The organism is Microbulbifer maximicatervae (SeqCode), from assembly GCF_052467695.1.
On sequence record NZ_CP174320.1, the window covers coordinates 2,675,831 to 2,702,007 of the forward strand.

Consider the following 26,177-nt stretch of genomic DNA (forward strand, 5'->3'; position numbering starts at 1 on the left):
AGCTTTTATCGGGCTTGGTCAAACACCAGAGCAGAGGAAAGGTGCAGGGGAAGTTTATCACCAGGAGCGGCTTGAACATCTGCATTCAAAGCGGCCTCGACAGTTTCCCCTGCGGCTAGCTGAAAGCGATACCTCACCTGGTTGCCGAGAAAATTCTTTTCCACAACCTGAGCCATCACAGCACCGGGATGTTCGCCTGCGGCAATATCCTCACTGCGCACAAACAGTTCGAGCTGATCTCCACTTTCGTATGCAGCTGTTGGCACCTTCACTTCCCCCAGAGGGGTACTGATCAGGCCATTGCCCACAACAGTACCGGAAATGATATTCCCTTCACTAACAATCCTTGCAACTGCCAAGTTTCTAGGTGTTTGATAAGTGTCTTGAGGGCTGTCCCACTGCTGTAATTGTCCCTGGCTGAGTACTCCCAGCTTATCTCCGGCAATAAAAGCCTCATGGCGGTCGTGGGTAACAATAATTGCAGGGATCTTCTCTTCGCGCAGTATATGGCGGACTTCGGCGGCGAGACTGCGGCGCAACTCGGTATCCAGGTTGGAGAAGGGTTCATCCAGGAGTAACAGCTTGGGACGTGGTGCCAGTGCCCGAGCCAGAGCGACACGCTGCTGCTGACCGCCAGAGAGCTGATGTGGGTACTGTTGCCCAAAGCCTTCCAGACGCACTAACTTTAGCAAAGACTGGGTGCGGGATTGCCGCTTGCTTTTCGGCACTGACTGGATACCGAAGACAATATTCTGTTCAACGGTAAGGTGTGGGAAGAGGGCGTAGTCCTGAAATACCACCCCAATATTCCGTTGCTCTGCGGGAATCTGTAATTCAGGAGAAGAGATTACTTCTCCAGATAGCTGAATATTCCCCTCAGCGATTGGCTGGAAGCCGGCAATGGCATGTAGCAGAGTCGTCTTACCGCAGCCGCTAGGGCCCAACAAACAGGCAATTTCTCCCGCTTGTAAAGCAAAGGAAACCGATTCGATAACTACCTGCTCACCGTAGCGGCATTGCAGGTTTTCTATAGAGAGTATAGGGAGCACGGGTCTTCCGGTAGTTTGGCCTGTAAACGATTAGGGCAGCTTTCGGGTTCATAGTTATCACTACACTAACCGGTAGCCAGTCCAGAGTGAAGTATACTTTTAGCTGTGCAGTAGTGTTGGATGTTTTTTAGGCGAGTGAATTATCTAAACACTCGCCATCAACCTTGTATACTAAGGTATCCATTCTCGTGGATATTGAAATCTCGCCTGTTCCAGATTCACAGTGCTCAGCTGAATAGTAACGATATTTGATTTTAAGATAAGCCGGCCCAACTCCGATTATACCATCAGCCCCCGCATTTGGTGCATGTATCGGACTATGAGTGATCTCGAGAGAAGATAACAATACATTTCTTACATTGAATTTTTCAGGGAGGGATATCTTCACGGGGCGTTCATCAATACTGAGGTCGATATAACTAACGGAATTATCATCTGGTGTGAGGGAAATTTGCAGTGAAAATTCTTTGAAGGGGCTAATTAAACTTCCGCTTACTCTTGTGTTTAGAATCTCGGCATAGAGATCTTGAGCTGTATGCGCTATAGCAGGTGAAATAGCAAAAATTAATACAGATAGGTACTTTATCAAGTGAGCTACCTAGCGCTTGCTGACAACGATATGTACTAGTGCGTTGCTTTATTGCCAAGCATTTTTGTCACTCTTGGAATTTCCTCCCAGCAATCGCCGAAAAAGCCCGGAGAAAATATCTGCAACGATATCCTCTTTGTTGATAATGTCTTTTTCTCTTAGGTTCTTGGCCTTTATGTCTAGTTGTGTAGCCATAGAATAGTTATTGCGGACCCTAGCTTCCTCTGCTTGAGCTTCAAGTTCGTTAGCTTTCGCGTTTCTTTCATATATGTTTGGGGTTGAGGCACACCCGGAAATAAATAAAAAGGACAGTATAAAATATAAACTCTTCATGTTCGGTAAAATAAATTCGAGTTTCATAAAATTATGACTGGTAGGTGTTGGCCTGTATAGGATTACCAGCAATATACCATGGTAGCGAACTAAATGCTGGGCTTCTGATAATCAAAGCCCAGTGTAGTTGGCACGCTGACCGCATTTAAAATCCGCGTGCAAGCTATAAGGCGACCCTATTGATTTTCTATTAGCATGGACCTTTACGCATTCTCATTGTACTTCCGCGAACCATTTCAACTTTGCTTGGGGTAACTGATAAAAGTTTATGTGTCCCAACATTTGACATTATCAGCTTGTCGTCTTCAACAGACCAAGTGCCATCCTGCTTCCAAAAACTATCGACCCACTTATAGGAGCCATCTTTCTTGAAAGTAATTGTGACATTTTCAGCGGCGACATTTCCTGCTGCTTCTTGTTCGTAAAAGCACCAAGCACCATTAAGTTCATTTGCCTCGTAGGCATTGGTAACTTGTGAAGTTGAAGCAATAATAATTGCTAGCACAATTTTCTTCATTTTATATTCCTTTTAGTTTAAGGTTTCCAGTTTTCAGGTTTGATTTATATGGCCTTGAGGTTGGTTCCCCGCCTAATTATATGCAGCATTAAACTTGACCAAATATTTAACGCGAAGTGACTAGGTGCTGTAATGTAGCTTTCTATTATATTTTCCTTTCTCCTATCTCAAATACATGCTCGTGAGAATAGAATAAAATTTTGTTTGAATCATTGTGCAGAACTATTGCATCATCTCTGGCGGGCATAAATATATCCTGCCAAGCATCAAGGAAGATGCTGGTTGCTAGAATAAAAACTTCATTCTCGCTAAATACCACCTGAACTGTTCCCGCGGTGTTGAAATTACTCTTTAGCCAAGCGTCTGTAATGGTATCACTCACAATCTTAAGTCTAAAAATTGATTCAACGACTTCACTATTTAGCCCATAGAAATCGGTCGCATAGTATTTGGCTGTAAAATCGTAAGCATTTTTGGCATTCTTAGAATCAAGCCAACGAACACTTAAGTTGAGTCTTTCTATTTCAGCTTTTCGATATTTCATTTTGATACACAAAATAGTGCGAGTGCACTATTACGAGGGCGTACTAACGTACAGAACGGCAAGGAAGTGAATTGGTTGGGCATAAACCGCCTCATCTGGTATTTGATTTTGCTTTTAGAGTAAGAAAGTACCCTGCTATGAACGAGGGTACCAAAACTATATTCGATGCTATTTCATACCAAATGGGGTACTCTTTATCTAGATTCGATGGAGATTGGCCAATATAGTACATAAAACCACCATACATGGCCGCGACTAATATCGCATTTACTATATTTGGGCTTCCCGATATTTGAGCTGATAAGTAAATACCAATAACAATACCAACAAATATTGTGAACAGTGAATATACCAAAGGTTCAACTGAGGTCATCAGTATATCCATTGGGGCCTTGTCAACAATAAGGTAAGAGAATATAAAAATACTAAAGAATGAGAGAACCATTATTGTAACTAGCGCAACAATAAATCCAACGAATATACCAACTAAACTTTTAAATACTACTTTCAATTTATCTATCCTAGCTAAGAACATATCCATATTTGGAGCAGTAGGAGTATTCTGCTACAAGGCGGTGAAAATTATAGCCTATTTTATCTTCAAAATTCACAAACCAAATGTGACATACTCCAAAAATAAAGAGGTGCCTCTTAATTTCAGATGTTTTTGCTCTCACTCAGGAGTGATTGCGTACATGAAATGTTATCGGATTACAAGGGAGAAAAAATATCTCCTTTCTGTGATAAGAAAATAAAATATTTCAAGTTCGCAGGTTGCTGAGCGGATAGATTGCCATTAGTCAATGATTTATCTCGGAACAAAGAGAAAACTAAGTTTTTGTGCTCGCTACTACCAACCTTTGGGGCTCACAGAATGTCACAAGAGTGCCATCATTGATCTCGAAGGAGCTAATTTACCTCCGATAAAAAGTTTGTCCTTATGATACCACTATTATCTTAATTGCTACCTCAGGAGTAATCGCTCTGCTAAACAAAAACATTGTTTTAAAGTAATAGAGATAAGCTTATCTAGCTCGGTTGTAAAGAATATAATAACTATCAGTTTGGCTGCTATCTTATTTTCTATATCAAACTGTAACTCTTTCACCTGCAGATTATTTTCCCATATTCCTACGCGGACCTCTGAATAACGGTAGCTGTGACTATAGATTGATCAACATCTGCAATCCCTGTGGGGCTATTGAAGACCCAGAGGATAAGTGTGCCAAAAGAGGGCAGGGATTTGGTAGGCAGTCTGAAAATAGATAATTGATGTTTGTCCGTTGGAATTAGCGCTAGTTTAGAGTTTGGATGGATTACTCTCTGAGAAGAAAACTTAAATTGGTTCTTAAATTTTGATTTATAGATATTCAACATGAACATATTTAATAATAACTGCTAACTATGGAAAAATTATATATCTCCTAATGCAGTGACTAATATTGGCTTTGTGTGGTAATCATGAGGCTTGTTTTTTCATATTTGCTTTATGATTATTTAGCAATAGAAAATATATCCATAAAGTTGATATTGCAGCAAAGAAACACCAGGTTGATACCCATGTTTCACGCTGGGTAAAGTAGACGATAACACCGAGTGCCATGACAAGTGCCCAAAACTTCCTAAAAATCATATTGCTCGATAATAAAAACAAAAATCCGAGTAAAGAATAAATAATATGTCCAGCTGTAATGGCGAACAAGCTGTAATCGGAAGTGATATAGCATAAGCTATGTCCGCATACACTCGTTTTTATCAAGTGTCTTGGCCCTGTTTCTAATAAGATGGGTACCCAAAGATATAAGCCAAAAATAAAACCTATGATTATTAATGTAATAAAGAAGATTCTTTTCCATTTTTTTGCCTCAAGACTAAAGGCAACGATTGGTATCCAGACAAGCCAAAAAAATAGAGCAAAAAATAAGTAAAAAATAGAAGACGCTGCCGTCAGTGACACTAAATTTTCGTTGTATCCAATCCATACTACCCCTTCACTTGCTTGTTGTAACGCAAAAAGGAGGGGGGTAACAGCGAGTAATAAATAGGTTTTATCATTTTTCATAGCATGTGTTGTACACAAAGCACCACCGACAATAAGCAGAGCTGCTGACCCGAACGATGCCGTGACTGAAAAACACATAATGATTTTCTCTATATGTAAAATATTCTAACTTAAGCTAAAGCCATATGATTTGATATGCAACATAACAATATCCTTAGCGTAGAAAATTAGTTGATTTTGCTATGTTGTACTAAACTTATGAATTAGTCTGTGATGACTAGGTCTACTTCAATGTTTTTAATTCTCCTTGTAAGTTAAGTCTATAAAATTCGCAAAGATACATTTAGTTTGCCTTTGGATATTGATGCTTACAGAAGTAAAGCCTATTTCGATAGGGTGTAACAAGCCCAGTGTAATACTAATTGGATAGTTACTGTTCTTTATTCCATTTATCAAAATTGGTCACCGATATTACCCTTGGGTTAAGGGTTAAGGGTTAAGGGTTAAGGGTTACTGGTTGAATGCTAGAGTGATGATGTTTCACCTAAATTGGGGGATTTATTCTAGTCGGTACTCTCCGGTCATTCACGTTGCACTAACTAAGCGGGGATCTCCAATGACTAGGAGGTAATAGGATTGCTGGACAAGTCACGACTACAATCCGATTTTTGCATGTTTATTTGAGCATTAAATACCCCCCAATTCTATTGGTGGCGCTAACGCTTCTTCGATCGAAAATTTTTTGTTGTCCGTTTTTACGAGCTCTTAATAGATCCTCTTTAGCGTGCCAATCTGTACATACTAATATACTGCGATCATGAAGCTTGTTTTTTCATCTTTGCTTTAAAATCATTTATTAATAGGAAATAAATCCATAACGTTGATATTGCAGCAAAGAAACACCAGGTTGATACCCATGTTTCACGCTGAGTAAAGTAAGTGATAACACCGAGTAGCATGACAAGTGCCCAAAATTTTCTAAATAGATGATTGCTCGATAACAAGAATAAAACACCTAGTAAAGCATAAATGCTTTCTCGAACTGTGACGGGTAGTAAACCACCTTCGGATAACTCATAACATAAACTATGTCCACATACACTTGTTTTTATTATATGTCTTGGTCCTGTCTCCAATAGAATAGGCACCCAGAGATATAATCCAAAAATAAATCCTATAATTATTAATATGATATAAAAATTTCTTTTCCATTTTTTTGTTTCAAGCATATAGGCTACAAGAGGTATCCAAATAAGCCAGAAAAAGAAAGCAAAAAACAGATACAAAATAGAAGCTTTTGTCGTTAGTGAAATCAAATTTTCGTGGTACCCAATCCAAACCATCCCTTCACTCGCTTGCTGTAACGCAAACAAGAGAGGGGTAACTGCGAGTAATAAATAGGTTTTATCATTTTTTATAGCATGTGTTGTACACAAAGCACCACCGACAATAAGCAGAGCTGCTGATCCGAATGATGCTGTAGCTGAAAAACACATACTGATTTTCTCTATATGTAAGATATTCTAATTAAAACAAAGGTCTTATAACTTGATGTACAACATAACAATACCCTTAACCAAGAAAATCAGTTGGCTCCGCTAATTTGTACTAAGCTACTTAATTTATTTGCGAAGACTATTTTTACTTCAATGCTTTCAATTCATCTAATGAGTTAAGCTGAAAAGACTAATAATGCTATATTGAGTTTGCTTATGTAGGTCGACACCTATATAAGTAAAATCTATACCGAGAGGGTTAAACAAGCCAGTGTAATGTTGCTGTGGTGGTTGCATTATCTATTCAGTTAATCAAAGTGGGTTTCAGTTTTGCCTCTTGGGTGTGGGGTTGGCTTTTATGATTAACTACCTTAATACGTCCGTTAAATTAAATACATTGGAGGTATTAACCCATTTGATACTTGTCGGTCATTACGATGAGCACATTTAGCAGGGGGCGCTAATAAGTCGTTGATATCAGAGTAATTGCCTTTTATTCAAGAGATGTTAGATTTCAGATGTGCGTGTTACGAATAAACCTATCTACCGTAAACGAGAACTGACAGTCAAAGGTCATCACTGCCATAGCCCCGGTATCCTTGCCATGCTTTACGACTCATTTTGGATATTGCGGTTAGGGCTGGCAGTCACGTCCATTTGAACCCTATTTTTCCAGATGACTGGCCATATAAGAACGATTAGGGCGTTTAAAATGACGTTGTCTTGTTCGCGGTGATTGTAAATGAGGCAACCAAGGTTTAATCCAGCAGCTAGGGTGAATGGATATACCTTATTTTTTTAATCTAAAACTCATATTCAAATCAATAGGCTTTTAACAAAGAGTATGGGTGGGGTATTGGCGCCGTGTTCAACATTAAAGGGGCAATATTTTATGATCGCTGATTATCAAGCTTTTGGAAGTGGCCGCAGTCCTTGCATTTAACTCCATGTTGATAGAAAAATAAAGGCATCCCCAAAAGTAGGAAAACCAAAAATGCGGGCTTTTTCTCCTTGGTAAACGGCTCGACATTTCGTGATGAGCAGGACTCGCAAACTCTTTCTTCATCATGCCCTAATTCTTGGTCTACAAAAATGGAACGGTCTTGATTTAGTATTTCATTGGCTTCATCAAGGTCTCTTTCCGACACTTGGAGCCTTACTCCACCCATAGCATTAGAATATAGCCACTGCATATTCACTGTGTGCTCATCTGCAATGAAAGCGTGTATTCCTTCAGATTCAAGTCGTGCTTTTGCAATCTGCGCTTCATATGGAAATGAGAATCTAGCAACGGTTACTAGCAAGTGATCACCTTAGCGCTTAACGTCTTGAGCTGCGGGACGAAGTGTCTGAAAACTTAGACGTGTTATCTTTTTATAGCCCACTAAGGAAACCCCACAACTTACCCCAGCGTTCTAGCTTTTGATCAGCGCTCAATAGCCTCGGCTGAACTTGAATAGGGTCGCCAAGTCTATCTACACCTTTCAATAAGTTGAGATTTACTGCTCCACGAAGCTGGCTATTTATATTGCAGCCTACGGCTAGCAGTTGATTACAACCTTTGCAATGGTAGAAAACTGCAAGCTGATCTCCATTTTGATTAGTTGAAATTCCATCGCCAATGAAAACCGCAGACATAGTTGGGTCACTTATAATTGGGGAAGGATTGGCTTGGCAATAACTGCAATCGCAAATCCGCGGATTCAAAGCTTCGAGCGGCTTTGCTAACTGAACTTCAATATGCCAACGGTTACATTTACACGATCCCTTAAAGAGCATAAAAATTAGTTCCAATTATGATGAAGCATAGTGTCTATATAATGGGCAAGTGCAGCGGCTCCAGAGCTTTATCGCACCTGCCACCCTAAGGACTGTAGCAACGAATGCTTGGTTTATTTGATTGTAATGTCGTTTAGCTTGAACAGGACACATCGTTTGCCACCCCAACAACAATTACGAAGTTGGTGAAAAACTCACTCGCAGTGAAGTAACCACATTCCCCAGACAAATTTACACCAGAGTTCAAAGCAATTGTGTATTTGTAGCTTCCACTATTTTGCTCAATGGCCGGTAAATTGTCCCGGACTCATCTGGCGCTACAGCACCAAACCTAAGTCTATTGCTTGGAAGCTGAACAACTGCCGAGTCTACCTATATTCCACTTTGGCTCTTGATCATATTCGGCATCACCCCAAAGTGAGTCTCTCTAACACCAATACAGCGGTAACTAGTAAGCAATATCTTCTCTTCAAAATCGGATACTGCACAGAACGGAATAATACCCGCCAGCAGTGGCCGCAGAGAAGTGGAGTTTCCTCTGGCTGAACTTGGATTACTGGAATGAAAGCCCCTTTAGCACGACCGCCGTTTATGACTCCCATTAAATGCCAACTACTAAAGAATGGCAACCAAAAGACGGCGAGATTCTGAGGGAAAGACGCCCTATGAAAGTAACGAGTTGACGAACAGAAAACGATATAAGGCTTGACCTGTAGGTGAGGTGGTCAGGGACACCAAAACTATATGATCGTGAATGCGGAAGTTGTATTGTGAAAGTTCATATTCTTATATAGCGAGCTACTTTAAAGCTGTTAGTGTGGCCGCTGACTCATAAGATGAGTAGTGTTGGAGCCGGTAGTTTTAAACTATCGGCTACCCGATTTAGGCTGGCTGTATCTTTGTATTGCGCGGATTAGAATTTGGGTCTGTGTTTTTCGATGATTTGGGCATCTACCCAATAGATATCGCCCTCAGGATCGACACCATCTTCTCTCTTAATGGGGTTGTGATTGAAGAACAGATACTTACCGTCTAGTGACACATACGCGCTGCCTCATTACCGGCGGTGTTTATGGTATCTCCTAGGTTTATTGCTTTACCCCAGGAACCATCTTGTTGGCGGAAACTGATGTAGAGATCTTTGTCACCGTAACCGTCGTCTTTTTCGCTGTCCCAGATGAGGTAAGAGCCATCGGCGGCAATGAAGGGGTGGGCTGTCCACTTACCAGAGTTGATATGCGGCCCCAATAATACAGGTGGTTGCCGCTTGCCGTTGCTAACGGTTGATATACGTAGCACGTCATTGCTCTTGTAGTCGTCAAACACTATGGTGCCATCAGCTGATGACGTCAGACGCATGATGCCCCAATCTTTGCGGTCGAACATCGTCCCCATACTTTTAATATCTGACCAGCCTGATTCGGTACGGACCATGTACTTGTTCCCCAAGTGCATGGTTTTGCCATCTGGGGCAAGTAGAGGGCGGCCGACCCTTGGTCCAACAACGGATTCGTGCCACTGGTTACCTATCTGCTTGAAACGAATGAGCAACCACTTTTCAGTGTCGATATCCATTCGGCTAAAGTAAAACTCGGTCATATCTGGTGTGAAAGAGCCGCTATAGTCACGATGCCGGGTTGCGACATAGCCCGGCGCGAATATTTTGGGTGTTAGTCCCGGTGGTGTTTGCCCAAGGTAGGGGCCTTCCAGCAGGGGAAGTGCTTCTTGGCTACAACCGTGGCTACTCACCGCAAGAAGAGAGATCAGGAGTATGATAGAACTACAAAAATGCTTCACAGCTTGCCCTTGTTTTTACATCAACGAATAAATGAACTGCGGGCAATTTAATCAGTTCGGCATGAAAACACCTGAAGTACTTATGATTTTTAAATGATTTTGAGCTGACGACACCAAACTTTTAAACCTAAAGTGCACAAAAACCGACACACTTGGCAAAGGTAAAGACCGGCAGCTGGCCACTGTAGGCTGGTCAACTTTCAAATATCTAGGGCAGGAAGATCATGGGAATCCGTACCAACCAGCTGTCCTTGAAAGAAGGATACTAGATGGAAGCGCTTACTGGACTGAAATCTTTAGTCTGGAGCATCGCATAGTGCCTCCATCAAGGGTATAAGGTCGCCTCTCGCTGCTGTGCCGAGAGTACCCACTAAGGATGTTGCAGCGCCAGCACGAAGCTTTAAACACACCAAACTCAACTCTGCCATATCGGTGTAAATTGACCACCATTTAAGAAATTCAGGCCTTGAGAAATCGCTAGGCGAATATGGCTTGGAGGTGTGCGAAAAGGGTTAGTTGTTTAACGATTCAATGCTGGGTGGTCGAATGAAGTTAGAATTTGCTGTGGCTGGCGTGTGACGTAAGCTGTCTGATCGCGATAGCAACGAACAGCATTCGCTAGTTAGGCGCTAGCCTTCTAAATTGGCTCATATGATGAAATTCCAATATATGAGTCATATTCCTGTTTTTCTTTTTCCGAACCAAGCTGTTCTCTTGTTACCCGCAAGGTGTAAGCGCCTATTGCATGCCCGTTTTCAATCACCATCCAATCAAATAAATCCTCTGGATCGAAACCAAGTCGCTCACCTACTTGATGCCACTTTCTAAGCTCTTCTGGGACATCGAAGAATACTCCTGAAAGGAAGTTTTCTTCGACATGGAAATATACATCTGACAACCAGAGGTATAGAAACCGATCTTCTCCAAGCTTTTCAGATAAATCCGGATCTCTAAACCTTAGCTTTGCTGCGTAAATGGCTTTAGGGCCGGATTTCACAAGATTGATGAAATCACCAATAGTGTTCGATGCTCGAGCGGCTGCCTTAAGCATTTCTTGATCTTGATTATGCGTGTTTCTGAATAACGGTTCGGTCATTCTCGATTTTTCCTTGCCCGCTAACGCCCAGTCTGTGTTTTATACACATTATTTAAGTCCATTTAAAACCTCTGCTGCTTCAATATAATGGAGTAATTTAGCATATCCTTGCCAAACAGTTTTAACCCCTGGCTCGCCATCCCCTTTACGTCCTAGAAATCCTCCTAGACCTGCCAGCATACGCGTTATATCTCTTATGCTCGGAGGTATATTTGGCGGGGAGCTTTTATCTCGCATCATCCATACCATGCGCCATTCTTTTTCAGAGTAAGCACTCGTACATGGTTCATCAGGAAGACTTCTTGCTTGTGTAGTTATCGAATGTAGTCGCCATCCAATAATCATATAGATCGCAATACAGTTCAACATTCGCTGCTCTGTTCTAAAACGATTACTTTCTATCTGGCATCCACCTTTTACCACCCGAAAATAGGTTTCAATTTCCCACCGGCTTCGATACCACTCAATGATAACTCTCGCCTGCTTATAGTCTTCAACTGGAAGATCAGTTAACAGCATCCACTCAATGCCTTTTTCACCCTCTGGTGGGTTTAATTCTTTAGCCAATACAGCATAGAGAGAAAGTGGTCGTTTAGATTTTCCTTTTCCAAGTAGCCGTATCTCAGTAGTGGATACGCTGACTTTGGCTTTTCTTCCAGGTTCCCCATTCCGTTTGGGAATGTCTACCGTGTATAGACCAATAGATTTCTGCTCGTTCATATGATCCCAAAGCAAAACCGTTTCTTCTCCATCGAGCTCTAAAGTGCGATTGGCCTTAGCTCGAACGATATAGCTCGCCCGCCGCTGTTCACTTTGCTCTTCAGCCAGCTGAAACCACTCATGAATATCACCCTCTCTATCAGCAATACTCACAATTGTGCTTTCAGGGCAGTGCTCTTGTATCTGACAAGCCGTTTCGTAATGGTCTAGCCAGCGTCGACTCTCCTTATCCTTTATCGACTTTGTATAGCGGGAATTAGAACTTGATTCCTTATCTCTCTGCCACATACTACCTTCAACAACACCCAAATTAATTAACACATAGGTAAACCACCGCCTCTGGCGGTGAGACTTGACAGGGCTCTGCCGTTCCGGCGTGCAGAGTAAAAATATGGCCTCCATGAACCGGCAAGTTCTATAAGGAGGCCATATACGAGATTGGCAGTGCCAAGCTCACGTGAAACATTATTGCAGGTACCACGTGGTGTTTGTGCCCAAGTATCGAAAGAAAGCGTTATTTGGGACATTAAGGCGGGAGATTGGAGCAATATTTCGAGACTTATGTCGTCAAAAGGGCATTGAGTTGGTCGAGGGGTACGCAATGAAGGATCACATCCATATGTTGTTAATGATTCCTCCGAAGTTCAGTGTTTCCAATACGATTGGGTTTCTGAAAGGGAAATCTGCGATCCAGATATTTCGGAAGTACAAGCATGTACAGAGAAATTTCACAGGAAGACACTTTTGGGCTCGGGGCTACTGCGTGAGTACAGAGGGGCTTGATGAGCGGGTGATTCGAGAGTACATCAAAAATCAAGAGGTTGAAGAGCGCCGCCAAGAGCAGATGCGACTGGCAGGGTTGTAACTAGCCCCCTCTGGGGGCTTTCACCATACCACCCGCTATGCGGGTGGTTGCTGATTCTGGATGGTGTTATTGCGATGGAGGTGTGCAAGAGTTGTTGGTTGGTCTCTTTACGCCTAAGTGTTCCCATCTCTTTACCTTCTAGGTCAGTGGCAAAATTTAGAAAGGTAGTATCTTGTGGGATAAGAACAACAGGCTGCGCCTTGATTCTCTCAAGAGTTGCCGATTTATGGCCGCTCATAATAGAGTCAAAATTGACTTTATCATTTTCGATAAAGCGATAAGCTGCAAACGTTTCTGCCCAAGTTTTGTTTGCACAAGGAATGCTATTCTTTGGGTCGGAGCTTAAATTACTAAGAATATTAGACAAGCGCTTATTCAAGCGTGTATCACCCATAACCTGATTTTTTACTTCGTCCATGACCCAGTCCTGCATAATTATCCAGCCAAATCTGTAGTTCTTACTGGGCTAAACTGTAACTTATTGATTTATATAATAAAACTGAAAAAACTTGTGTATAAAACTTAGCGCCCTGCTCACGGATCAAATTTTTGATGGCGGCTTTTGTGAGCCTTTTCACAAAAGGTGGCAGCAAAAATTTGTCCGGTGCAGCCGATTGTTATGTGTTCCGAATTCATACACTAAATGTTTACTCATTATATTCAATAAAATCCCATGGAATTTCTTTTGAATATATCAATACATTCTTGCATTAGCTCAAGAAATACTGATGCTCTGAAGACTGTGATAGTGCGAGTTTTATCCGTATCATCTCGGAATATCTCTATGGCAAGCTCGTCGTCTCTATAAATTTCGACGCCGATGCCACCTCTTGGGTTTACGTCGCTAGCCACTACAACTCTATCTTTTGGTTGAGGCATCAATACTCCATTGACACATAACCCCCAAAACACGAGTCGGAACGGAGGTGCCAATTTTGTAGTTCACAAAATTGAGAACCGCAGTGGAGGTCCGGCCAGCTATCTGGCTTTACGTAGTTTTGTTTGCTATGCATTTTTGCATTTATATACTTGGTTTAAATTGAGTTTTAGCTACCAACTAAAGAAAGAGGCAATGCAAGAACAAGAATATAAACAGCTTTTGGATACCTGAAACCCACCCCCCCCGCGAAAATACCAACAAGAAGAGCTGCGATGTATTGAAGAGTAACTGATTCCGTTGAATTACCTGCTACTAGATATGAAAACATAAAAATCACAACAATGGACAATAGTGCGTAGCAAACTCTCTCCTTCTGTGAATATTCACTATTCCTTTTCTTCAATCCTTTAAACATATCCGTAAAACCCTATTCATGTATAACGCCTCAATAACCGGCAGCTGGAACGAAGCGAAGCGCAGTGTAAGCTGTCCGGCGCCGAAGGCGCGTAGTTGATTGATTTGGTACGCCCAGCATGGGCGTGAACTAATGGGGTGAAAGTCCCCTGTAGGAAGATCACCGTTTAATGGACTTCATTAAATGCTAACTACTAGCGAATGGCAACTGCAATACCGCGAGGTCTTGTGGGGAGGAAGCCGCTAGCAAAACTACGAGCTGACGGACAGAAACATCATATAAGACTTAGCCTGGAGGCGAGGTGGCCAAGGACACCGAAGCCATGTGATCTAACGGGTAGAGTAAATGATGCAGTTGTGTAGTGAAAGTTCACGTTCTTATCTGGGGAGATCTGTTTAACTTGCCGCTGTGAAGCTGTCAGCGTGGCCGCTGACTCATAAATAGACCCAGCCCGCTAGCCACCATCGCGGGGATAGAAAAAAATGGTGGAACACAGCAGGGCTCCGCTCAGTAATGAGTAGGGTGATTAAACAGAAGTCAGCAGAAGGCATCGTAGCCAAATGCCAAGATTAATACCTTGGACAGGGTGAAGGCCTGAACCTAAATCCACGAGTTGAAAGACAGGGCTAGCCTACTGATATGTTTCCAGTCGGTTAAAGTTGATGTAGCGCACTGCCATGACACTCAACTCAAATGAAGATCTGCTCGACACTATCGTTGGGTAGAGATTCATTATGGATAGGAACCGCCCATTGCGAACCCGCACGATGGGTGGTGTGGGGGCCGGTAGCTAAAACTACCGGTTACCCGATTTAAGTGCAGGACTATCTACCTGCACCACAGTTAATTTAAACCCTTTGATACCTAAGCCATCAAATTTTTTACGATGCTCTGGATACCAAATTGACACATTCGTTGTTTCAGCAGCCGACTCAATTCTGGGCTTTTGCCAATAGCTATAACTTTCTCGCCCTGCTAAATATGCGTTGTTAGAGTTTACTAGCCCAGAACAGTTTGGGGTGCCTATTTTAAATGTGGCACTATCTGAGAGCGGTGCTGATAAAGTGATGCTCTCGGCCGGGACTGTTTCCCAGACCTCTGCAAGCCCCATTTCTCCGGCGTGGCACAGATAATCTACTACGTTGCACTGGATGGTTGTTTTTGCCTCATGCTCACCTAGCTCGCTGGTAAAAACCATTTTTGCCTCGAAGTACTTCGTTTTTTCAACTAACGAAGTAAATGGCTTTTCTACGGCACAACTTGTAAAAAGAATTGGTTCAATACAACCAGTAAGTGCAATCGATGCAATTGTAAGTATGAGTAGCTTCATTTCCTTTGTACACTTAACGCCTAAAGTAACGGCGAGCGTAGCGAGTCCAGGCCCGCAAGGCCGATTTTGGCTTTACTTGGTACGCCCAGCATGGGCGTGAACTAATGGGGTGAAAGTCCCCTGCAGGAAGATCACGGTTTAATGGATTTCATTAAATGCTAACTACTAGCGAATGGCAACTGCAATACCGCGAGGTCTTGTGGGGAGGAAGCCGCTAGCAAAACTACGAGCTGACGGACAGAAATATCATATAAGGCTTAGCCTGAAGGCGAGGTGGCCAAGGACACCGAAGCCGGGTGATCAAGCGGGTAGGGTCAATGATGCAGTTGTGTAGTAAAAGTTGATGTTCTTATCTGGGGAGATCTGTTTAGCTTGCTGCTATGAAGCTGTCAGGTGGCCGCTGACTCACAAATAGACCCAATCCGCTAGCCACTATCGTGGGTTAAAAAATGTTGTTGAACACAGTAGTGATCGTTGAGTAGAAATTCATTACTGATACGGAATTGCCCATTGTGGACCTGCACGATGGGTGGTGTGGGGGCCGGTAGCTAAAAACTACCGGCTACCCGATTTAGCATTGAGACTCGTCCCCCGTAGCAAATTTTACGTACCAGTGGTCTCGATTCTTTCCTATTTCTAAACTTGTTTCTTTATACAATCTGTTCCAGCAAAACACCTTTTCTCCTTTTTTCCTGCGTGAATAAGGATTTGGTGGATTGTTGGCAATTTCGGTTAGGAGCGCATCTGGAGAACCTAGCGCTTCTGCCGAAACGTTATATATTTTCCTAAATAGTATTTTTGCTCTTTCAAATTCAACCTCCGTTGTAAAGAAAACCACATCGTAAAGCCCGATATCGTTAAAACATTGAATCTTTAGATGCCCCTCTTTCCCGAAATACTCTTTACCAATAAATATTTCACCATCATTTTTTAGAACCGGATCGAAACCCTCTTCCTTGAATCCCCTTAGGAGGCTGTCACAGGAGTCTCCCATTCCTGCTTCTACCAAGGTGAGTGCATAAGAACAAGAAGAAAACAATAATAATGTCGTAAATAATAGTTTTTTCATGATTGCATGCTAACGAGGGTGTAGAAAAACTCACCCTACTTTTCATATTATGGTTGTACGTAAAAAATTGAGTCTTTGTCAGTGAAAATTCAGCCAGACTTCACGCAGGACCACGATTTTTGATCGATATTTAATCAATCTCAACCTCTCACAAGTATAATTTAGTTTTTCTACAGCCTGAACGCCTCAAACAGCGGCAGTTTTGGAGCGGCGAAGCCGCGGAAAAGCTGTCTAGCGCACGACGTGCAGCGTTGCTGCTTTGACTTATTACGCCCAGCATGGGCGTGAACTAATGAGGTGAAAGTCCCCTGTAGGAGGATCACCATTTAATGGGTCCCATTAAATGCTAACTACTAGCGAATGGCAACTGCAGCATTGCGAGGTCTTGTGGGGAGGAAGCCACTAGCAAAACTACGATCTGACGAACAGAAACATCATATAAGGCTTAGCTTGGAGGCGAGGTGGCTAAGGATGCCGCAGCTATGTAGCTAATGAGCCGAGCTAATGATGTAGTCGTGCATTGAAAGTTCACGTTCTTATCTGGGGAGATCTGTTTAACTTGCTGCTATGAAGCTGTCAGCGTGACCGCTGACTCATAAGTAGGCCCAGCCCGCTAGCCACCATCGTGGGAGTAAACAAAATTGGTGGAACACAGCGACGCCTCGGTCAGTAATGATCAAGGTAATTAAACAGAAGTCACCGACGGCATAGTAGCCAAATGCCAAGATGAATACCTTGGACAGGGTGTAGGCCTGAACCCAAAATCCACGAGTTAAAAGACAGGGCTAGCCTACCGATTTGTTTCCAGTCGAGTAAGTTAAGGTATTGCACGGCAATGACACTCAACTCAAATGAAGATCTGCTCGAGACTATCGTTGGGTAGAGCTTCATTACGGATAGGGAACCGCCCATTGCGGACCCGCACGATGGATGGTGCGGGGGCTGGCAATTAGAAACTACCGGCTACCCGATTTAAATGCGTGGTTCAGATTGCTCGTAGATCTTCATTGAATTCTAACCCTGAATGGCCATTAATTAGATCTATAAAACCCTTTTGGCAATAAATTCCCATGAACCCATCATAGCTTGTTTTGAAGATAAGATCGTCAGGAGATGGATTAAAAGAAATCTCTTTCACATATGAAGATTCTTTCCCATCGATTATTTCTTTTGAACTTTTTGTTACATCAGCTTCAATACTGTGGGTTATATTGAAAATAAACCACGTTTCTCCAGAAAGATCTATTGGCAGAAACTCACCATATCTGTCAAGATTCAAATGAAGAGCATTATATGCTTTTAAGTTAAAGCATATATTTCTTTGCCATTCTCCTAAGTCAGTTGCAATTTCTTCATTGTTAAAGAGCGACGCTGTGAATTTTTTCCAAATTTCCTCTCGAGGAGTGCCGTCAAAGACAAACTTGAAACCACCAAGTGTCTTCATCATTGTTGGCACATCTATGTTTATTCGTGGAGCTTTTTCCTGAAAGGTTACTTTGTAGACTGACACTTTTATATCCTACCAACACTTTTCCAAGGTGTACCATCCCAGAAGGGCTCTTGATACTCTGCAAGACTAGCCCTTTTATCTCCTTTTACAAGCATTACCTTTTTAGGGAAATTAGCTGTCAGCAGCATATTTTCAATCACATTTAGTGTAGTAATAAATGTGCTTAAATCCCGTATATGCAAAAGAGATTCATTAAGCCAGTCATAGTAATTTTGACGATGTATTCTACTATGAGGAACTGCTCTTGGGTAGGGATTTTGACCTGTATCAGCCGTTCTGCGCGGAAGCCAAACACCATTATTAGGGTCGTCTATTCGTAGTTTTAACAAAGCAATTATTCCGCGTAATGCGGCAGCTTCATTATGAGATCCACTGACTATGTGATGCGCATCCCACCTATAATTTGGTTTTGGCTTTCCAGATGCTCTCATGTTTTTACCAAGTTTTGCAGAACTTGCTTCTTCGTTCATTAATTCTTCTGCATCGAGACTTGATGCTTCAGATTGATATTTGTCCAATTGTGTTTGAAGCTTTACGATTGATTTTATATGTGATATTTCATGCCTAATATACGCATCCTTTTCAGCTTCATTCTTCCATGGCCTTTTGCCATACCCTTGAATGGCAGAATCGATAGTCCTTTGAAGTATATTTCTTGTTTTGAACACCTTGCTTTCCTTGAACTCTGATGTTGATATTTTGGGAGCATTTAACGTCTAAAGGCGGCGCGCAGCTTTAGCTGTCCGCTGCCTTTACTTGGTATGCCCAGCATGAGCGTGAACTAATGGGGTGAAAGTCCCCTGTAGGAAGATCACCGTTTAATGGACTTCATTAAATGCTAACTACTAGCGAATGGCAACTGCAATACCGCGAGGTCTTGTGGGGAGGAAGCCGCTAGCAAAACTACGAGCTGACGGACAGAAACATCATATAAGGCTTAGCCTGGAGGCGAGGTGGCCAAGAACACCGAAGCCATATGATCTAACGGGTAAAGTAAATGATGCAGTTGTGTAGTGAAAGTTCACGTTCTTATCTGGGGAGATCTGTTCAACCTGCTGCTGTAAAGCTGTCAGCGTGGCCGCTGACTCATAAGTAGGCCCAGCCCGCTAGCCACCATCGCGGGGGTAAAAAAAAAGTGGTGGAACACAGCGGCGCCTTGGTCAGTAATGATCAAGGTAATTAAACAGACGTCAGTCGACGGCATAGTAGCCAAGTGCCAAGATTAATACCTTGGGCAGGGTGAAGGCCTGAACCCAAAATCCGCGAGTTAAAAAACAGGGCTAGCCTACCGATTTGTTTCCAGTCGGATAAGTTGAGGTAGCGCGCTGCCATGACACTCAGCTCAAATGAAGATCTGCTCGACGCCAAGGTTGGGTAGAGCTTCATTACGGATAGGGAACCGCCCATTGCAGGCCCGCACGATGGGTGGTGTGGGGGCCGGTAGCTAAAAATCACCGGCTACCCGATTTATGTATTTATCTCACTGCTGCTTTTTCACTATAAATTGGGTTTACATACCCGCTTATCAAATAACAATAAAGCTCATTCATATCCCTGTAAAGGTGATAGTAATCATCTTGGCAGTGTGGAGCATGCGGATAAATACCAAAACGACTTTCTGGATGAAATGCTTTGATTCTATTTTGGTAATATTCTTCGAAGTATGAATCTAGTTTATATGGGTCATTAAAGACATCATGTAAATGATGCATAGCTTCTTTAGATGATGGGTTCTTATTTCCTTGCGCAGAGAGAATGCCCAAGACTAATCGATAGGATACTTCCATAGCTATAAAAAGCGTATTTATAGATTGCTCTGCAAATTGATAATGCTCATGGAGCATTCTAGACTTCAATAACGCAGTAACTCCTCTAACGATCAAGTTATTATTTATATCAAAGTCGTTATATAGTTGATCAATTAGCTCAAAATTGATTCCCTTTTCCACAAGCCTATATTCTCTATCTCCTATTATCGTAGGTAACGGAATATCGTGGCAGTTTAAGTAGTAGTTTGGAATCTGGTGCCCTGAATTTGGATGCTTAACACAAGGCACGTTAAATATATCTAAAAGAAAAGACTTAATAATTTCTTTAAGGTTTGGAGATTGATACTCTTGTAATGAAAGCGAAATCGACTCTGTTTTTGGGAATGGATAAAACATCGAGTAGCCCTCGTGTTTATCTGTCGCTAGGTTTACTATGCCGTATAGCCTAGCTTCTGTTGGATTAAGCCACTCAACCTCGCTGTAATATTCATCTCCATCATCAATATCATATTCATGAAATCTACTAATTGAAAAGCAAATATCTTCGTCTTTAAAGAATGCGCAATCATCAAAGATTAGATCCCTATTTGGATATACACCTATCGGAGACAGCACTCTAATTTTATACTCTTCTCTATCCATAGATCACAGTTCTAGTTTTTTAAATAACGTCGCGCTCAGCCGTGGCTAACTTAATGCGCTTTACATGCAAAATCGGAGCGTAGCGACCGCGCACAAAGCGTATAAAGTTAGACGTCGGTCCGCAGCGCATTGTTAGGCATGCAGAGGTACTGATACCTTTTGGTGATCGGCACCACATGAAACAGTAACCTCTGATGTCTTCGGGTCACCATTAGGAAAACCTAAGGGCTTCTGAACCCACGGTACAACCTCTATTGTGTAGGTTTTATCCACCAACAATGAACCAGCTTCGATCACGCAATGTTTGTCTGTACATTTCGCCACATTTACTCTAGCTCTGGCAGGAACAGATATAACCCCCTTGGATGCCGATGCATTTGAAATACTTGACTCTTCATAGTTGAGAATGCTGTATACGGACGAAAAAACGTCATTGTAAGATATTTTAAGATCTAAGCAGGTGGAATTTCCGCTATTTGAAATATGCAGGTATCGAGTGTCACTTATATTCGAGAGTCGTACTTCAAGTTCCGGCTGTGTATTATTTTGAGACAGCCCATAGGCTCCAAAACCTATTGCAGCTAAAACACCGATAATTCCAAATATTCCATTTGCCGAAGTTATTTCAGTGCTGAATTTTTTTAATGCCATGTCATCTTCCTTGTAAATGCCTAACGCTTGCCAGCAGGGGCGGTAACGTCCCCCTGGCTGGCTTTGGTACGCCCAGCATGGGCGTGAACTAATGGGGTGAAAGTCTCCTGTAGGAGATCACCGTTTAATGGACTTCATTAAATGCTAACTACTAGCGAATGGCAACTGCAATACCGTGAGGTCTTGTGGGGAGGAAGCCGCTAGCAAAACTACGAGCTGACGGACAGAAACATCATATAAGGCTTAGCCTGGAGGCGAGGTGGCCAAGGACACCGAAGCCATGTGATCTAACGGGTAGAGTAAATGATGCAGTTGTGTAGTGAATGTTCACGTTCTTATCTGGGGAGATCTGTTCAACCTGCTGCTGTAAAGCTGTCAGCGTGGCCGCTGACTCATAAGTAGGCCCAGCCCGCTAGCCACCATCGCGGGGGTAAACAAAATTGGTGGAACACAGCAGCGCCTCGGCCAGTAATGGCCAAGGTGATTGAACAGAAGTCAGCCGACGGCATAGTAGCCTAATGCCAAGATTAATACCTTGGATACGGTGAAGGCCTGAACCCAAAATCCACGAGTTAAAAGACAGGGCTAGCCTACTGATATGTTTCCAGTCGGTTAAAGTTGATGTAGCGCACTGCCATGACACTCGACTCAAATGAAGATCTGCTCGAGACTATCGTTGGGTAGAGCTTCATTACGGATAGGGAACCGCCCATTGCGGACCCGCACGATGGGTGGTGTGGGGACCGGTAGTTAAAAGCTACCGGCTACCTGATTTAGCCATTCAATAATGGAACAACTGTGTTATTAAGGAACTTTGTTCCTTTTTCAGTATGAAGCCAAATTAAGCCACCTAAATTCAAAAAGACAGTTACCCAATAAACACTTTTAAATTCTTTTTTACTCGACTTGTGACGTAACTTGTTTTGAGCAAAGTAAGCACCAGGCCAACCACCAAATGTAGAAAACAAATGTAATGTACTTTCTTTTGTTCTCCAACGCCCATTTTGAGCAGCGGACTTATCAATTGCGTAAGCGATAAATGTTATTAAACTCATTGCAACATACAAGCCAGCAACGATTAACGGTAATTTACCGACAACGATCGATGTCGAAAGGCCAATACAAAAAACTATTATAAAAGGTACACCAAAGTTGCCACCACCGTTAGCTTTGCTTCGATTACTTGAAGATTCAGTATCTCGAGCAAATTTGATATTTGTAGCTTTAAACCGATTACTATTTTCTCTGACTAGTTCGTAGATGATGACTTCACCATTAATAGGCCTACGTGAACGAGGCTTAAAAGCTTTAATGTGAACAAAAGCACGATCGCCTCCACCATTAGGCTCAACAAAACCGAAGCCTTTATCATCATTCCAATTTACTACTTTACCTTGAAGCTGCATGCTCCCTCTCGAACCTGATGGCTAACGCCCGTACCTACGCTTGGTACGCCCAGCATGGGCGTGAACTAATGGGGTGAAAGTCCTCTGTAGGAAGATCACCGTTTAATGAGTCCCATTAAATGCTAACTACTAGCGAATGGCAACTGCAACACCGTGAGGTCTTGTGGGGAGGAAGTCGCTAGCAAAACTAGGAACTGACGGACAGAAACATCATATAAGGCTTAGCCTGAAAGTGAGGCGGCCAAGGACACCGAAGCCGGGTGATCTAACGGGTAAAGTAAATGACGCAGTTGTGTAGTGAAAGTTCACCTTCTTATCTGGGGGGACCTGTTTAGCTTGCTGCTATGAAGCTGTTAACGTGGCCGCTGACTCATAAGTAGGCCCAACCCACTAGCCACCATCGAGGGGTAGACAAGAGTGGTGGGACACAGCAGCGCCTCGGTCAGTAATGATCAAGGTGATTAAACAGAAGTCAGCCGACGGCGTAGTAGCCAAATGCCAAGATTAATACCTTGGACAGGGTGAAGGCCTGAACCCAAAATCCACGAGTTAAAAGACAGGGCTATCCTACCGATATGTTTCCAGTCGGGTAAGTTGAGGTAGCGTACTGCCATGACACGCAACTCAAATGAAGAGCTGCTCGACGCTATCGTTGGGTAGAGATTCATTGCGGATAGGGAACCGCCCATAGCGGACCTGCATGATGGGTGATGTGAGGGCCGGTAGCTAAAAACTACCGGCTACCCGATTTAGCACTGTTATTTGCACGGTATAGCAAAATCAACATGGTAGTGTTCATCATGCCTGACCCACGACCGTTTTTTGGAAAACTGGATATATTCCTTCAAATACTGCGCATACTTTGTCTTATATAAATTTGGCTGTAATTTTGGGTCGAAAATCACTCGCCATAAATCATGCCCATGTTCCTTGGCTTGTTTGTGTAAAGCTACAACATGAGCTGCAATCGCTTCGTAATCAATGTACATGCCATCATAATGATCATTAGCATCAAACTCGATATTGTAACCCAACTTATTTAATGCGTTTGTTGGCAAATGGACTGATTTTCCATTCTTATCCTTTACTGGAGTCATGAAATCAACTGAAAGTCCATTTCTGTGGGTTTTATGAGGCTTGAATTGGCCACCATCCTTAAATCCTGTTTCTGCGTATTTGTAGACCTTTGTTGGCTGTTCAGTTTCTAAGTCTTTATATGCAGATACTATGATATCTCTTACTTCTGAATGAACGTAGGTACGACCAGTCAATCTCGCTATAGTGCTATAGCCTACGTAGTTTTCCCCTTCGGATGGCAGTTTCACTCCATTAGTAAGGCTGCCATTGGAAGTCGTCCCAAAGCATGTGCTGGTTTCAGCCAAAGCTATCAGCGGAAACAAAAATGTAATTAATAAAAGATACTTTATGTTCATGTGGTGCTATCGCCTTGCGAGGGGGCGAAGTGCGCAGCACTTTGTCCCGCTTGCGCAATTTGTTATGACAGGGAGCCAATTCATGGCACGAGCTTATAGTCATTGCCGAATTCTTTTGTTTTAAACAAGCGGAATTGCACATTAGTTAGATCGAGGTAAGGGAAGCGGCTAGCGTACTCTTTGACCTGATCATCGAATGCCTCCCTACCATCTGAGTGATACCGCCATAATGTTGGACCATAAGCGCAATCTAGGTAAAAGTTGCCAATAAAAACGGCCTCGCCCGGCTTAACTGTGAATGTACCACCAACGGGTTTGCCAGCAGAATACAGTTTATCTCGTTGCGCCGTAAGAAAACCTACATTGGATACAGACTTTGCTGCCTTGATGCTAAAGGCGCTGATCGCATATTCTCCGGGCTCTAGAGAGTAAGCATAATTTGTAAACACTGGATCAACAGCCAAGCGTGAAGGGCTATGCAGTACAAGGGCTGGCTCGGCTTCATTATTGATAGAGCTCATTGGTAGCTTATCGAATGCCATGCTAATGAGTTGCGCATTTTCATAGCCTCCACAGTCCCACCAACGCCCCCAGTTTACGTCTAGCAGGACAACACCATTTGTTACTTTGGTGGCGTGATAATAGTCCTCTGTTAAGACACTAGAAGCTTTAAACTTTATCGGCTCAGTGACACCCGCGCACGCAGTCAGCACGACAGACATTGCAATTAGGGTATATTTCTTGGTGATCATTCTTCGATCCCTGTGGAGTCATAACGCCGCTAGTAAAGGCGCCGCGGATGCGGTGTCCAATAGAGCGTAGCGTAATGTTTTTGCCTAGCCTTGGTACGCTCAGCATGGGTGTGAACTAATGGGGTGAAAGTCCTCTGTAGGAAGATCAGCATTTAATGGGTTCCATTAAATGCTAACTACTAGTGAAAGGCAACTGCAACACCACGAGGTCTTGCGGAGAGAAGCCGCTAGAAAAACTGCAAGCTGATGAACAGGAATATCATAACGCTTAGGCTGGAGGCGAGGTGGCTAAGGGCAGCGAAGCCATGTGATCTAAAGGGTAAAGTAAATGATACAATTGTGTAGTGAAAGTTCACGTCCTTATCTGGGGAGATCTGTTTAACTTGCTGCTATGAAGATTTCAGGTGGCCGCTGACTCACAAATAGGTCCAATCCGCTAGCCACTATCGTGGGTTAAAAAAAGTGGCTGAACACAGTAGTGATCGTTGAGTAGAAAATCATTACAGATAGGGAGCTGCCCATTGTGGATTCGCACGATGGGTGCTGTGGGGGCCGATAGCTAGATACTACCGGCTACACGATTTAGAGCCTTACTCTTGATCCCACTCTTCTTCATAGCCATTACTCACCAAGTAGCCATTCAGTGAGTGAAAAATATACTCCATCCACTGCTCGATTCCTTCTTTCTCCAGCAGTGGGAATCCAGAACCTTGATCATCAGCAGCAACGTCTATCATTCCCCAATAGAGTTGAGAAAGAGCTAATGCCTGCTCTCGATTAGAAACTACGCCTTTCTGCAGAATATCTAGTGCAGTTTCATTGTCCATCTTTTCAGCGTAGTGAATAAGGATCTCGCGTTCTTCTGGGTATTTATATTCAATCATAGTGCGTCTTGAGCCTCTTTAATTACTGGTATTCGATCAGCAACCCAAGTTAACTTACTTACCAAGTCTTCAACCCTCATTCTTTTGGTGGCTACAATCAGGTAGTGCCTCTTATCCGGTAAGGCCTGTTTAACTTGCTGCTATGAAATTGTGTGTGGCTGCTGACTTGTAAGCAGGCCCAACCCGATTTTCACTATCGTGGGGATAGAAGAAGTGGTGGAACACAGCAGCGATTCTGTCAGTAATGACCAAAGTGATTAAACGGAAGTCAGCCGACGGTATAGTAGCCTAGCGCCAAGATTATTACCTTGGACATGGTGAAAGCCTGGAGCCAAACTCCATGAGTTAAAAGACAGGGCTAGCCTACCAATATGTTTCCAGTCGGGTAAAGTTGCGGTAGCGTACTGCCATAACACTCAGTTCAACTGAAGATCTGCTCAAGACTATCATTGAATAGAAAATCAGTACGGATAGGGAGCCGTCCATTACGGGCCTACACGATGGGTGGTGTAGGGGCCGGTAGCTAGAAATTACCGGCTATCCGATTTAGAGTTCAATTCTCCAATTGGAGTGAAGAAACTAAATCCTCATAACTAGGATAGTTACAGTTATCGCTCCACTTATGCTTATACAATTCCGCAAGTGCTGT

24 protein-coding genes are annotated in these 26,177 nt (G+C 42.9%); 1 reads left to right on the plus strand and 23 read right to left on the minus strand.

From position 1 onward, the window contains the following. Positions 1 to 5 precede the first annotated feature (5 nt). The 12 genes from ACJJI8_RS11795 to ACJJI8_RS11850 form a co-directional block, all read right to left on the minus strand. The gene (locus tag ACJJI8_RS11795) at positions 6 to 1,049 is read right to left on the minus strand and encodes an ABC transporter ATP-binding protein (protein ID WP_444932487.1); all 1,044 of its coding nucleotides are present in this window, start codon (positions 1,047 to 1,049) and stop codon (positions 6 to 8) included. Positions 1,050 to 1,176: 127 nt separating this feature from the next. Beyond that, positions 1,177 to 1,638 carry a hypothetical protein gene (locus ACJJI8_RS11800; protein WP_444932488.1) on the minus strand — a complete coding sequence of 154 codons (462 nt, stop codon included), beginning with the start codon at positions 1,636 to 1,638 and terminating at the stop codon, positions 1,177 to 1,179. Positions 1,639 to 1,686: 48 nt separating this feature from the next. Continuing rightward, complete coding sequence (locus tag ACJJI8_RS11805; protein WP_444932489.1) at positions 1,687 to 1,998, minus strand: hypothetical protein; 312 nt, start codon at positions 1,996 to 1,998, stop codon at positions 1,687 to 1,689. A 163-nt stretch (positions 1,999 to 2,161) separates the two neighbouring features. Further along, on the minus strand, positions 2,162 to 2,488 hold the full coding sequence (locus ACJJI8_RS11810; RefSeq protein WP_413664736.1) for a hypothetical protein: 327 nt from the start codon (positions 2,486 to 2,488) through the stop codon (positions 2,162 to 2,164). A 145-nt stretch (positions 2,489 to 2,633) separates the two neighbouring features. Then, positions 2,634 to 3,032 (minus strand): hypothetical protein, encoded by a 399-nt coding sequence (locus ACJJI8_RS11815; RefSeq protein ID WP_444932490.1) that lies wholly within the window; start codon positions 3,030 to 3,032, stop codon positions 2,634 to 2,636. Positions 3,033 to 3,123: 91 nt separating this feature from the next. After that, positions 3,124 to 3,543, minus strand: coding sequence for a hypothetical protein (locus tag ACJJI8_RS11820; RefSeq protein ID WP_444932491.1), 420 nt, complete (start codon positions 3,541 to 3,543; stop codon positions 3,124 to 3,126). 948 nt (positions 3,544 to 4,491) lie between these two features. Beyond that, positions 4,492 to 5,172 (minus strand): DUF6629 family protein, encoded by a 681-nt coding sequence (locus ACJJI8_RS11825; RefSeq protein WP_444932492.1) that lies wholly within the window; start codon positions 5,170 to 5,172, stop codon positions 4,492 to 4,494. Positions 5,173 to 5,849: 677 nt separating this feature from the next. Then, the gene (locus ACJJI8_RS11830; protein WP_444932493.1) at positions 5,850 to 6,530 is read right to left on the minus strand and encodes a DUF6629 family protein; all 681 of its coding nucleotides are present in this window, start codon (positions 6,528 to 6,530) and stop codon (positions 5,850 to 5,852) included. 890 nt (positions 6,531 to 7,420) lie between these two features. Beyond that, positions 7,421 to 7,834 carry a putative signal transducing protein gene (locus ACJJI8_RS11835; protein ID WP_444932494.1) on the minus strand — a complete coding sequence of 138 codons (414 nt, stop codon included), beginning with the start codon at positions 7,832 to 7,834 and terminating at the stop codon, positions 7,421 to 7,423. Positions 7,835 to 9,341: 1,507 nt separating this feature from the next. Further along, a complete protein-coding gene (locus tag ACJJI8_RS11840; RefSeq protein WP_444932495.1) occupies positions 9,342 to 10,106 on the minus strand; it encodes a hypothetical protein in 765 nt (254 codons plus the stop codon). A 637-nt stretch (positions 10,107 to 10,743) separates the two neighbouring features. Beyond that, positions 10,744 to 11,202, minus strand: a complete 459-nt coding sequence (locus ACJJI8_RS11845; protein ID WP_444932496.1) for a DUF2314 domain-containing protein — start codon at positions 11,200 to 11,202, stop codon at positions 10,744 to 10,746. 48 nt (positions 11,203 to 11,250) lie between these two features. Further along, the gene (locus ACJJI8_RS11850; protein ID WP_444932497.1) at positions 11,251 to 12,243 is read right to left on the minus strand and encodes an IS4 family transposase; all 993 of its coding nucleotides are present in this window, start codon (positions 12,241 to 12,243) and stop codon (positions 11,251 to 11,253) included. A gap of 109 nt (positions 12,244 to 12,352) precedes the next feature. Here ACJJI8_RS11850 and tnpA point away from each other — a divergent pair, with 109 nt between their 5' ends. Next, positions 12,353 to 12,787 carry an IS200/IS605 family transposase gene (gene tnpA / locus ACJJI8_RS11855; RefSeq protein ID WP_444935136.1) on the plus strand — a complete coding sequence of 145 codons (435 nt, stop codon included), beginning with the start codon at positions 12,353 to 12,355 and terminating at the stop codon, positions 12,785 to 12,787. On the opposite strand, the gene ACJJI8_RS11860 is transcribed toward tnpA, so the two are convergent. The 11 genes from ACJJI8_RS11860 to ACJJI8_RS11910 form a co-directional block, all read right to left on the minus strand. After that, positions 12,729 to 13,220 (minus strand): IS4/Tn5 family transposase DNA-binding protein, encoded by a 492-nt coding sequence (locus tag ACJJI8_RS11860; protein ID WP_507021826.1) that lies wholly within the window; start codon positions 13,218 to 13,220, stop codon positions 12,729 to 12,731. The two genes, tnpA and ACJJI8_RS11860, sit on opposite strands and share 59 nt — an antisense overlap. A gap of 1,658 nt (positions 13,221 to 14,878) precedes the next feature. Further along, positions 14,879 to 15,412: a hypothetical protein gene (locus ACJJI8_RS11865; RefSeq protein ID WP_444915788.1), complete on the minus strand. Its 534-nt coding sequence runs from the start codon at positions 15,410 to 15,412 to the stop codon at positions 14,879 to 14,881. 571 nt (positions 15,413 to 15,983) lie between these two features. Then, a complete protein-coding gene (locus ACJJI8_RS11870; RefSeq protein WP_444932499.1) occupies positions 15,984 to 16,481 on the minus strand; it encodes a hypothetical protein in 498 nt (165 codons plus the stop codon). Positions 16,482 to 17,466: 985 nt separating this feature from the next. Then, a complete protein-coding gene (locus ACJJI8_RS11875; protein WP_444932500.1) occupies positions 17,467 to 17,991 on the minus strand; it encodes a hypothetical protein in 525 nt (174 codons plus the stop codon). A 2-nt stretch (positions 17,992 to 17,993) separates the two neighbouring features. Beyond that, on the minus strand, positions 17,994 to 18,659 hold the full coding sequence (locus ACJJI8_RS11880; RefSeq protein ID WP_444915791.1) for an AHH domain-containing protein: 666 nt from the start codon (positions 18,657 to 18,659) through the stop codon (positions 17,994 to 17,996). Between the two features lie 807 nt (positions 18,660 to 19,466). Next, on the minus strand, positions 19,467 to 20,402 hold the full coding sequence (locus ACJJI8_RS11885; RefSeq protein ID WP_444915792.1) for a hypothetical protein: 936 nt from the start codon (positions 20,400 to 20,402) through the stop codon (positions 19,467 to 19,469). A 132-nt stretch (positions 20,403 to 20,534) separates the two neighbouring features. Next, positions 20,535 to 21,053, minus strand: a complete 519-nt coding sequence (locus ACJJI8_RS11890) for a hypothetical protein (RefSeq protein ID WP_444932501.1) — start codon at positions 21,051 to 21,053, stop codon at positions 20,535 to 20,537. Positions 21,054 to 21,826: 773 nt separating this feature from the next. Beyond that, positions 21,827 to 22,459 carry a DUF1294 domain-containing protein gene (locus tag ACJJI8_RS11895; protein WP_444915794.1) on the minus strand — a complete coding sequence of 211 codons (633 nt, stop codon included), beginning with the start codon at positions 22,457 to 22,459 and terminating at the stop codon, positions 21,827 to 21,829. A 758-nt stretch (positions 22,460 to 23,217) separates the two neighbouring features. Then, positions 23,218 to 23,892 carry a penicillin-insensitive murein endopeptidase gene (locus ACJJI8_RS11900; protein ID WP_444915795.1) on the minus strand — a complete coding sequence of 225 codons (675 nt, stop codon included), beginning with the start codon at positions 23,890 to 23,892 and terminating at the stop codon, positions 23,218 to 23,220. A gap of 80 nt (positions 23,893 to 23,972) precedes the next feature. Continuing rightward, a complete protein-coding gene (locus tag ACJJI8_RS11905; protein ID WP_444915796.1) occupies positions 23,973 to 24,644 on the minus strand; it encodes a hypothetical protein in 672 nt (223 codons plus the stop codon). A gap of 590 nt (positions 24,645 to 25,234) precedes the next feature. Continuing rightward, a complete protein-coding gene (locus tag ACJJI8_RS11910) occupies positions 25,235 to 25,528 on the minus strand; it encodes a hypothetical protein (protein ID WP_444932502.1) in 294 nt (97 codons plus the stop codon). Positions 25,529 to 26,177: the final 649 nt, after the last annotated feature.

Coding starts and splice junctions, on each gene's coding strand:
- ACJJI8_RS11815 (WP_444932490.1), bottom strand. CDS start 3,032: ATGAAATATCGAAAAGCTGAAATAGAAAGACTCAACTTAAGTGTTCGT.
- ACJJI8_RS11885 (WP_444915792.1), bottom strand. CDS start 20,402: ATGGATAGAGAAGAGTATAAAATTAGAGTGCTGTCTCCGATAGGTGTA.
- ACJJI8_RS11910 (WP_444932502.1), bottom strand. CDS start 25,528: ATGATTGAATATAAATACCCAGAAGAACGCGAGATCCTTATTCACTAC.
- ACJJI8_RS11825 (WP_444932492.1), bottom strand. CDS start 5,172: ATGTGTTTTTCAGTCACGGCATCGTTCGGGTCAGCAGCTCTGCTTATT.
- ACJJI8_RS11810 (WP_413664736.1), bottom strand. CDS start 2,488: ATGAAGAAAATTGTGCTAGCAATTATTATTGCTTCAACTTCACAAGTT.
- ACJJI8_RS11905 (WP_444915796.1), bottom strand. CDS start 24,644: ATGATCACCAAGAAATATACCCTAATTGCAATGTCTGTCGTGCTGACT.
- ACJJI8_RS11900 (WP_444915795.1), bottom strand. CDS start 23,892: ATGAACATAAAGTATCTTTTATTAATTACATTTTTGTTTCCGCTGATA.
- ACJJI8_RS11870 (WP_444932499.1), bottom strand. CDS start 16,481: ATGAAAAAACTATTATTTACGACATTATTATTGTTTTCTTCTTGTTCT.
- ACJJI8_RS11805 (WP_444932489.1), bottom strand. CDS start 1,998: ATGAAACTCGAATTTATTTTACCGAACATGAAGAGTTTATATTTTATA.
- ACJJI8_RS11860 (WP_507021826.1), bottom strand. CDS start 13,220: ATGCAGGACTGGGTCATGGACGAAGTAAAAAATCAGGTTATGGGTGAT.
- ACJJI8_RS11895 (WP_444915794.1), bottom strand. CDS start 22,459: ATGCAGCTTCAAGGTAAAGTAGTAAATTGGAATGATGATAAAGGCTTC.
- ACJJI8_RS11865 (WP_444915788.1), bottom strand. CDS start 15,412: ATGAAGCTACTCATACTTACAATTGCATCGATTGCACTTACTGGTTGT.
- ACJJI8_RS11830 (WP_444932493.1), bottom strand. CDS start 6,530: ATGTGTTTTTCAGCTACAGCATCATTCGGATCAGCAGCTCTGCTTATT.
- ACJJI8_RS11845 (WP_444932496.1), bottom strand. CDS start 11,202: ATGACCGAACCGTTATTCAGAAACACGCATAATCAAGATCAAGAAATG.
- ACJJI8_RS11890 (WP_444932501.1), bottom strand. CDS start 21,053: ATGGCATTAAAAAAATTCAGCACTGAAATAACTTCGGCAAATGGAATA.